The sequence below is a fragment of the Oscillibacter sp. genome, from assembly GCF_032060045.1.
GTDB lineage: Bacteria > Bacillota > Clostridia > Oscillospirales > Oscillospiraceae > Oscillibacter.
Genome location: NZ_DAMBZJ010000032.1, coordinates 21336 through 28960, shown reverse-complemented (window position 1 = coordinate 28960; position 7625 = coordinate 21336). Strand labels below are relative to the sequence as shown.

Here is a 7625-nt window from a genome sequence, read left to right as displayed (position 1 = left end):
ACGTATAGCCCCTTCGTGATATAGGTTTATTGCCAACGCTAGGTACGTGATTCTAAGGGTAAGCGACCGTCCAGTAAATTCCTCCAGCGTCCACTCTGCCAGCTCAAGAAGGTCCCATGACTGATCCGCCCCGGTCAATCCTTCAAACCTCAAAATCCTTGGCTGTAAAGGCTGTAAAACCAGAAAAGCTGGATAAGCCGAAAAAGGCCGTAGAAATTGGCGGTCTATTCATGTGCTGGTCGTATGCAAAAGGGCTATTGACGAAGACGCATTGCCCATGCCGGGCGGCTAAACATTACAGTAATCACGCTGGACGGAAGTAAACATAGGGGAAGGCAAAGCGCTTGGCTCGCAGTGTGAAAGGAGGTCCAATAAAGAGCTCAATTTAGGATCGCTATTCCGAGGTTTAAATATCCGGCAAAGGTTACCCATAAAAGGTATGGTAGCATTAAATACGCCGCTGGTTTAGAGATATGTGCAAATGAGAGTATCGTCGCTAAAATCAAAATCCACAATACAATAAGCCAGATAAATGCGAAGAAATACAGCCCTAAATTAAAAAACCAGAATGTCCATAAAAAATTAAAAAACAGCTGTACTCCATAAAGCTTGATGGCTGTACGAATGTTACTTTGCGGCGCACCTGATGTAACAATCAGATAGGAGGCAATCCCCATGAGTGTATAGAGGATCGTCCATGCCACAGGAAATAGCCAGCCAGGTGGTGACAATGGCGGCTTGTTGAGTGTCTCAAAAATGCTCATGCTATCTTTTGAAATAAGGCCTGCAATGCCACCCACAATCAGCGGAATCGCGATACAGATCAATAGTGTTTTCCATCTAATTTTCATGCGATCACCTCTTTCAATATAGTATACTCTAAAAAACAATGAACTATGATGACAAAACCTATGTAAGGAAAGTGGGGAGCGTTGGCACAATACCACCGCTCCCCACTATTTCTTGTACTTCTCATAAAAAGCAATACGGTTTGTATGTTTAAATAAAATATCGCAGCTTAGAAGACAGTGGAATTGTGGTTGAGACTCAACTATAACAGTTGTATTCGCTTTTTATATTCACTAGCCACCCGAATAAAATATCGGTTTAGAACTCGATAGCACAAATACACCAAAACAAATAACAATGCCGCTGTCAATAGACCTGCAGGAATACTTAGAATCCGAGGTGTCTCCATATTAAACATGGTTATATTAACAGCCTCATTTCCAAATGCCCGCATTATGCCTCCAGCAATTGATCCAACTGCACCAGCACCAAACAACAATGCCATGCCGCCAAATAGAAATACCATAAAAAAGCTACCAATACCAGCTGACACAAAGAACGGAATGGCTTTAATAATACGATTGTTTTTTACATAATATTCTCCTGCCAATGATTTTGCAAGAATTTTAGGGTTTCCTAATCTGTCAATAACAAACGATTCTTCTTTCCCTCCGGCCAGGGCATCTGATATGTTCTGTTCGATTTCTCTGACGATGTCTTCTCTCTGTCCCACAGGCAACCCTCTTAGACTTTTTTTCAACTCATTAATGTAGGTGATTTTATCCATATCAGCTTTTCTCCTCTCAGATTAATAAAGTGTTTAATTCTTTTGCTAACCCAATCCAAGTTAATGACATTTTATTTAGAACGTCAAGTCCTAATGGAGTCAGATTATAATACTTTCTCGGATGTCCGACTTCCGATTCCAACCAATATGATTCTAATTTCTTTTCCTTGTGAAGTCTTCTCAGTAAGGGATATAATGTACCTTCTGTTATTGATAGATACTCAAATTGCTCTAGGTAATCTACTAACTCATAACCGTAACAAGCTTTTTGATTAAGTAAAAGTAACACACAAAATTCCATGACGCCACGTCTTAATTGTGCAATCCATTCAAAATCATCCATATGCTAACCTCCAAATACAGTGTACTACATATTACTATGTTGCACAAGGTATTATAAAAAAATACTTATGTTATAAGAATCGAGATATTCCATTTTGACTTATCCCAGTTTTACTGCTAACGAAAAAGAAATTAGAATATTAGGGAAACAAACACCAGTCACCATAAAACATATCAAATATCCACAATTGACTACGGCAGAGACAACTTGGGGATAAAATTTGTGCGGCCTCGACAACGTTTTTGCGTCCTGCTCAAAATGCTTGTAAGTAACAGATAGGTAGACTACCAGCCTGTACTGCGCTGACCTCATCCGCAGAGCGCCACCCGAAAAGGTGGTGCTTGTCCAGCGGGTCCGCGCAGCCAGTTCCGGCCGCACCGCCAACATACGCGGGAAACGTCTGCTTTGCGCTTGATTTTCTTCATGACGCCCTTCGCGCGGACACGCTTTCGGGGTACGTCCTCGTGCCTTCCTCCTATGTATTGCTCTCTCCCCGCGCTTGATGCCTCAGTTGAATTTCCCACGCAATCCGCCGTGCCTCCCGGCGAATGTCCTCCAGTTCCTTCTCCGTCTTTCCCGCAAAAGCAATATCTGACACCAGCACGCGAACGCCATTAAACTCATATTCCGCAACAATATGCTCTTCTTTCAAATCATTCGCCCCCTGTGTGCCAGCCTATGGTTTTCCGTGGTTGTCCTATGCGATCGCCCTTCCTCTTCGCCAGTGGTACAATGATTTTTAAGTCGTATAAGCGCAGAGTCTTCCGGGTGCTCGTGAGTGATATACCTTCTTTTTTTATTTTTTGACCGTGATTTTGCAGCACGGATCACATCCGCTATGAGTCCACTGGGTGTTACCACACCCGTTCTTGCTCGTCATGTGGGTGGCACGCAAACCACCATACGCCGTTGGATGAATGGATTTTGTAGGTTATGTAATATACTGTTATTGTCATACATTAATATTGATATGCTTCCATGATATCCTATTAAATACCGCCAAAGATGGCTTCAAATATTTCTGTTGACTTTTCCCGCGGCCATGAAGCCTCCCAGCGCGATGCCCCAAGGACTAACGAAGTACACAATATGATTAAATTATGTTCGAGCCCGATGTCAAAAAGCACGATTCCATAATAGGCGCGCTTTTCGAGCAGAGTGCAAAAGACCTTTTAAAATTATGCCTGAAGATTGTTTTCGAACAGATGTCCAGAACCCAAGAGGAACAGAGGTGATAGCATGTCCAAATCCTATGCCATCTATCTTCGCAAATCCCGCGTAGACTTGGAGGCGGAGGCGCGTGGCGAGGGCGACACGTTACAGCGACATCATAACCGACTGCTGGCGCTTTCCAAGCAACAGGGGTTGACCATTACAAAAATCTATCCGGAGGTGGTTTCCGGCGAAACCATCACTTCCCGCCCCCTGATGCAGCAACTGCTCCACGACGTGGAAGACGGTTTATATACCGGTGTTCTGGTCATGGAAGTCGAGCGTCTTGCCCGTGGAGACACAATCGATCAGGGCATTGTTGCGCGGGCCTTTCAGTATAGCGGCACGAAAATCATCACACCCGCAAAGACCTATGACCCCCTCAATGAATTTGACCAGGAGTATTTTGAATTCGGTCTGTATATGTCCCGACGGGAGTACAAAACAATCAACCGCCGTCAGCAGGCCGGCCGCATTGCCTCAGTGAGTGAAGGAAAGTGGCCCGCCAATCGGGCCCCCTATGGCTATCGCCGAATAAAGCTGAACGGGCAAAAGGGCTGGACGCTGGAGCCGGACGAAAATGCAGCGGTGGTGCAGGATATTTTCCGCTGGTATACAGAGGGGGCTCCCCAGCCTGACGGTAGTGTAAACCGCATCGGCGTTTCCCGGATTATCCGGCGCCTGAACGAATCGAACGTCTTGTCCCCGGGCGGGAAGGACTGGACAAATTCCGCCATACAATCGCTTTTGCGTAACCCCGCCTATGCTGGCTGGGTTCGCTGGGGGAACCGTGCGCAGGTCAAGAAGATACAAGATGGCTCGGTGCAGCGCTCCCGGCCTCGCGCAAAATCGAGCGACACGTCTCTCCGTTTGTGCCGCGGCCTGCATGATCCGCTAATTTCCCAAGATATTTTTGATGCAGCGCAAGCTCTGCTGCGCTCCAATCCGGAGCGGCCCGGGCCAAAAAAATGTGTCACCACAAACCCATTGGCAGGGCTTATAAGATGTGACCACTGCGGACGAATGATGGTTCGACGGACGTACATAAAAACCGGATATCCTCCTACTCTGATGTGTCCCTATACCTCTTGTCCCACTGTGAGTTCGGATTGCAGTCTCATTGAATCCATGGTATTGCAGGGGATTCGGAAATTTCTCGCTGATTTTGAGCAAACGCCTTTAGAACAAGATACGCAAGCCGTTAGCACCGAGCGCGCCACTCTTTCACGCTCGGTTTCCAGCCTGAGGAAAGAGCTTGAACAGGTCGACTTGCAAGAACAAAAGGCCTATGATTTAGTTGAACAGGGAATTTACACACCCGAAGTTTTCGCTGACCGGACTACGGAACTCTCTTGTCGCCGACAGGCTGCTGAGAAACAATTGGAAGCCCTGCTGGAAGCCGTTTCTGGGTTGGATTCACGTGTTCAGGCAAAAAAAGAAATCGCCCCCGCCTTTCGCCGTGTTCTGGATAACTTCGAGTTAGCAGAAACAGCAAAAGAAAAGAACGAACTTCTAAAAAGCGTGTTGGATCACGTTGAATATCACAAAACCATAGGTGGCCGTTACCGCGAGTCCGATTTAAGTATCAAGCTCGCGCCAAAGCTACCTAACTAAAGTTTTGCTATTGATAATTAAATGGAACAGAAGAACTAGGCCATTTGGAGATGGTGGGGACCATTGTCCATCAATTGACCCGGAATCTCACGGAAAGCGAAGTAAGAGAGGGCGGCTATGCCCCCTATTTCATCGACCACACCACCTCCGTCTACCCCACCGCTGCATCCGGTTCACCTTGGAGCGCGGATGGCATTGCCGTCACCGGTGATACCATCGCGGATTTGACCGAGGATTTGGCGGCGGAACAGAAGGCCCGTCTTACCTATGACAACATCCTACGGATGAGCGACGACCCGGATGTCACCGACGCCATTCGCTTCCTCCGCGCCAGAGAAATCGTCCACTTCCAGCGTTTTGGCGAAGGCTTGCGGCTAGCCAAAGATCGCATGAACGAGAAAAATGTGTACTATATGAACCCGTCCTTTGACACCTGATTCCAAAGCAACGGCAACGTGATACTTTCTACCGGAGGAAGGCTAATTGTCGCCGGCTTTCCTCCGGTTTTACATACACGATTCGTTATTAATATACAACAGGTGAAAGGCGATATAGCTTTACAGCTATATCGCCTTTTGATGATCTTTAAAACCTAGGATGTTACTCAAGCAGCGCCGCAAACTCATCCTCCGTCAGCACGGGGATCCCCAGCTCCTGTGCTTTTTGGAGCTTGCTTCCAGCGGCGTCCCCCGCCACCACATAGGCCGTCTTCTTGGACACGGAGGTGGAAGCTTTCCCACCCCGTGCCTGAATCATTTCCTCGGCAGACTTGCGGTCAAACCGGATTAGCGTTCCGGTGAGAACAAACGTTTTTCCTGCGAAGCGATCGTCCACTGTTTCATCTGTGCAGGTTGTGTTCACCCCGGCGCTGCGGAGCTTTTGCAGCAGATCCTGCGACTGGGGGCTTTTAAGCCAGTCCAGAATAAACTGAGCGGTGACGGCTCCAACACTGTCAATGGCGGTCAACTCCTCGGGTGTGGCGCGCTCCAGTGCGTCCAGTGTTTTAAAATGCTGTGCCAGCACCCGTCCGGATTTTTCACCAACCTGCCGGATGCCCAGCGCGTAGAGGAGCTTTCCAAGGTCGTTATCTTTGGATTTCTCGATGGCGGCCACCGCGTTGGCGGCCGACTTCTCTCCCATGCGCTCCAACTGAGAAAAATCCTGCTCTGTCAGGTCATAAAGATCCGCGGCGGAGTGAATCAGCCCGGTTTCAATCAATTGCTGAAGCACGGCGGGGCCAAGACCGTCGATGTCCATTGCGTCCCGGCTGACAAAGTGGGTGATGTTGCGCAGAAGCTGGGCCGGGCACTCTGCGCCGGTGCAGCGTACCGCTGCCCCGTCTTCATCGCGGGTTACAGGCGCACCGCAAACCGGGCAGTTTTTCGGAAGCTCATAGGGAATCGTTCCCGCTGGCCGCTTGGAAACGTCCACCTCCACAATTTCTGGAATAATCTCCCCCGCCTTTTGGACCAGCACTGTATCACCCACGCGAACGTCCTTTTCAGCAATATAGTCCTGGTTGTGCAGCGTGGCGCTCTGGACCGTGGTGCCCGCCAGATGAACCGGGGCAAGCACGGCCTTGGGCGTCAGCACTCCGGTGCGGCCCACCTGAACCACAATGTCCAAAACCTTACTTGGCTTTTGTTCCGGCGGATACTTATAGGCGATGGCCCACTTGGGACATTTCACGGTGCTGCCCAACGTCTCCCGGTCAGCCAGCCGGTCAATTTTAATCACTGCGCCATCCATGTCGTAGGGATAGCTCATTCTCCGCTCGTTGATGTCGTGGATTTCCTTCAGGCACTCGCCCGTCGCAAGGACTGTTTTATGGGGAATAACCGGAAAATGTTGGCTCTCCAGATAGTCCAGCGTTTCAGAATGGGTGGCAAAGCTCCGACCTTGCGCCCATTGCAGGTTGAAAATCCGAATGTCCAGCCTCCGCTCCGCAGCAATTTTGGGGTCCAACTGGCGTAGGGAGCCCGCGGCTGCGTTTCGGGGATTGGCCATAAGGGGCTTCCCTTCTATTTCCCGTCGACGGTTAATTTCCTCGAACACGGAACGGGCCATATACACCTCTCCCCGGACGATGAGCCGGGGCAGCTTCTCCGGCAACGTCATGGGGATGGAACGGACAGTGCGCAGATTTTCCGTTACGTCCTCGCCCACCCGGCCATCGCCTCTTGTCCCACCGCTGACAAACACGCCGTCCCGATACTCCAGTGCCACCGACAGTCCGTCCACCTTCGGTTCCAGAGAATACGCCGCATTTTCACCCAGCGCCTCCTCCATCCGGTGGCAGAAATCCTCCACCTCTCCAGCGGTAAACACATCCTGCAAGCTCTCCAGCGGAACTTCGTGGCGATAAGGAGAAAATCCGTCTTTCAGCTTGTCCCCCACCCGCTGCGTAGGCGAATCCGGAGTAATTTCCTCAGGATGCTCCTGTTCCAACTGTTGAAGGCGGCGATTTTTCATGTCGTAGTCATAGTCCGACATAGTGGGTTCGTCCAATACATAATAGCGGTAGGCATTCTCGTTAAGCTCATCCCTCAGTTGCTTCATTTCCTCGCGATAGTCCATGTGCTCGTTCCTTATCCTTTCATACAAGGATTGAAAGCGGGAGGGTAGTCCTCCCGCTCAGCCCTTGTTGAGAATCAGTTCTCTGGCGTCATCCGCCTGATCACCTGTATTGCTAAAATAGGTATAGCTCTCCGGAACCGTGCCCACAATCACTGTCTCCGCCACGGTAAAAGCGTTGCTCACCTGCGTGGCAGTATTAAATCCCGGCAGCAGAATCGCCACGGATACATCCACCTCCAGCAGGATCCGGTGCTTGGTCTGATTGATCCCTGCAGTGTCAAACTGGTTTTCCAGATGTGCTCT

The 7625-nt window shown here is 49.5% G+C and carries 7 protein-coding genes and 1 pseudogene; 2 read left to right on the top strand and 6 right to left on the bottom strand.

Features of this window, described 5'->3' with window-relative positions; all coding sequences use genetic code 11:
• Positions 1–380: 380 nt before the first annotated feature.
• From RT018_RS12480 to RT018_RS12465, 4 genes are all read right to left on the bottom strand, one after another.
• The gene (locus RT018_RS12480; protein ID WP_312942470.1) at positions 381–851 is read right to left on the bottom strand and encodes a TspO/MBR family protein; all 471 of its coding nucleotides are present in this window, start codon (positions 849–851) and stop codon (positions 381–383) included.
• A gap of 200 nt (positions 852–1051) precedes the next feature.
• On the bottom strand, positions 1052–1576 hold the full coding sequence (locus tag RT018_RS12475; protein ID WP_312942467.1) for an HAAS signaling domain-containing protein: 525 nt from the start codon (positions 1574–1576) through the stop codon (positions 1052–1054).
• A 16-nt stretch (positions 1577–1592) separates the two neighbouring features.
• A complete protein-coding gene (locus RT018_RS12470; protein WP_312942465.1) occupies positions 1593–1919 on the bottom strand; it encodes a PadR family transcriptional regulator in 327 nt (108 codons plus the stop codon).
• A gap of 475 nt (positions 1920–2394) precedes the next feature.
• Entirely contained in the window at positions 2395–2571 is a 177-nt protein-coding gene (locus RT018_RS12465) for a hypothetical protein (RefSeq protein WP_312942463.1), read from the bottom strand.
• A 587-nt stretch (positions 2572–3158) separates the two neighbouring features.
• Here RT018_RS12465 and RT018_RS12460 point away from each other — a divergent pair.
• Complete coding sequence (locus RT018_RS12460) at positions 3159–4745, top strand: recombinase family protein (protein ID WP_312942462.1); 1587 nt, start codon at positions 3159–3161, stop codon at positions 4743–4745.
• Between the two features lie 23 nt (positions 4746–4768).
• A pseudogene (locus RT018_RS12455) lies at positions 4769–5182 on the top strand (manganese catalase family protein); the annotation flags it as partial.
• Positions 5183–5345: 163 nt separating this feature from the next.
• Here RT018_RS12455 and ligA read toward each other — a convergent pair.
• Positions 5346–7322 carry an NAD-dependent DNA ligase LigA gene (gene ligA / locus RT018_RS12450; protein ID WP_312942460.1) on the bottom strand — a complete coding sequence of 659 codons (1977 nt, stop codon included), beginning with the start codon at positions 7320–7322 and terminating at the stop codon, positions 5346–5348.
• A gap of 57 nt (positions 7323–7379) precedes the next feature.
• Positions 7380–7625, bottom strand: a 246-nt coding sequence (locus tag RT018_RS12445; protein WP_312942458.1) for a sporulation protein YunB, incomplete at its 5' end; no start/stop codon positions are given.

Bases quoted from the DNA above. Each gene is read 5' to 3' on its own strand.
- RT018_RS12480 (WP_312942470.1), bottom strand. From the start codon at position 851: ATGAAAATTAGATGGAAAACACTATTGATCTGTATCGCGATTCCGCTG.
- RT018_RS12475 (WP_312942467.1), bottom strand. From the start codon at position 1,576: ATGGATAAAATCACCTACATTAATGAGTTGAAAAAAAGTCTAAGAGGG.
- RT018_RS12470 (WP_312942465.1), bottom strand. From the start codon at position 1,919: ATGGATGATTTTGAATGGATTGCACAATTAAGACGTGGCGTCATGGAA.
- RT018_RS12460 (WP_312942462.1), top strand. From the start codon at position 3,159: ATGTCCAAATCCTATGCCATCTATCTTCGCAAATCCCGCGTAGACTTG.
- ligA (WP_312942460.1), bottom strand. From the start codon at position 7,322: ATGGACTATCGCGAGGAAATGAAGCAACTGAGGGATGAGCTTAACGAG.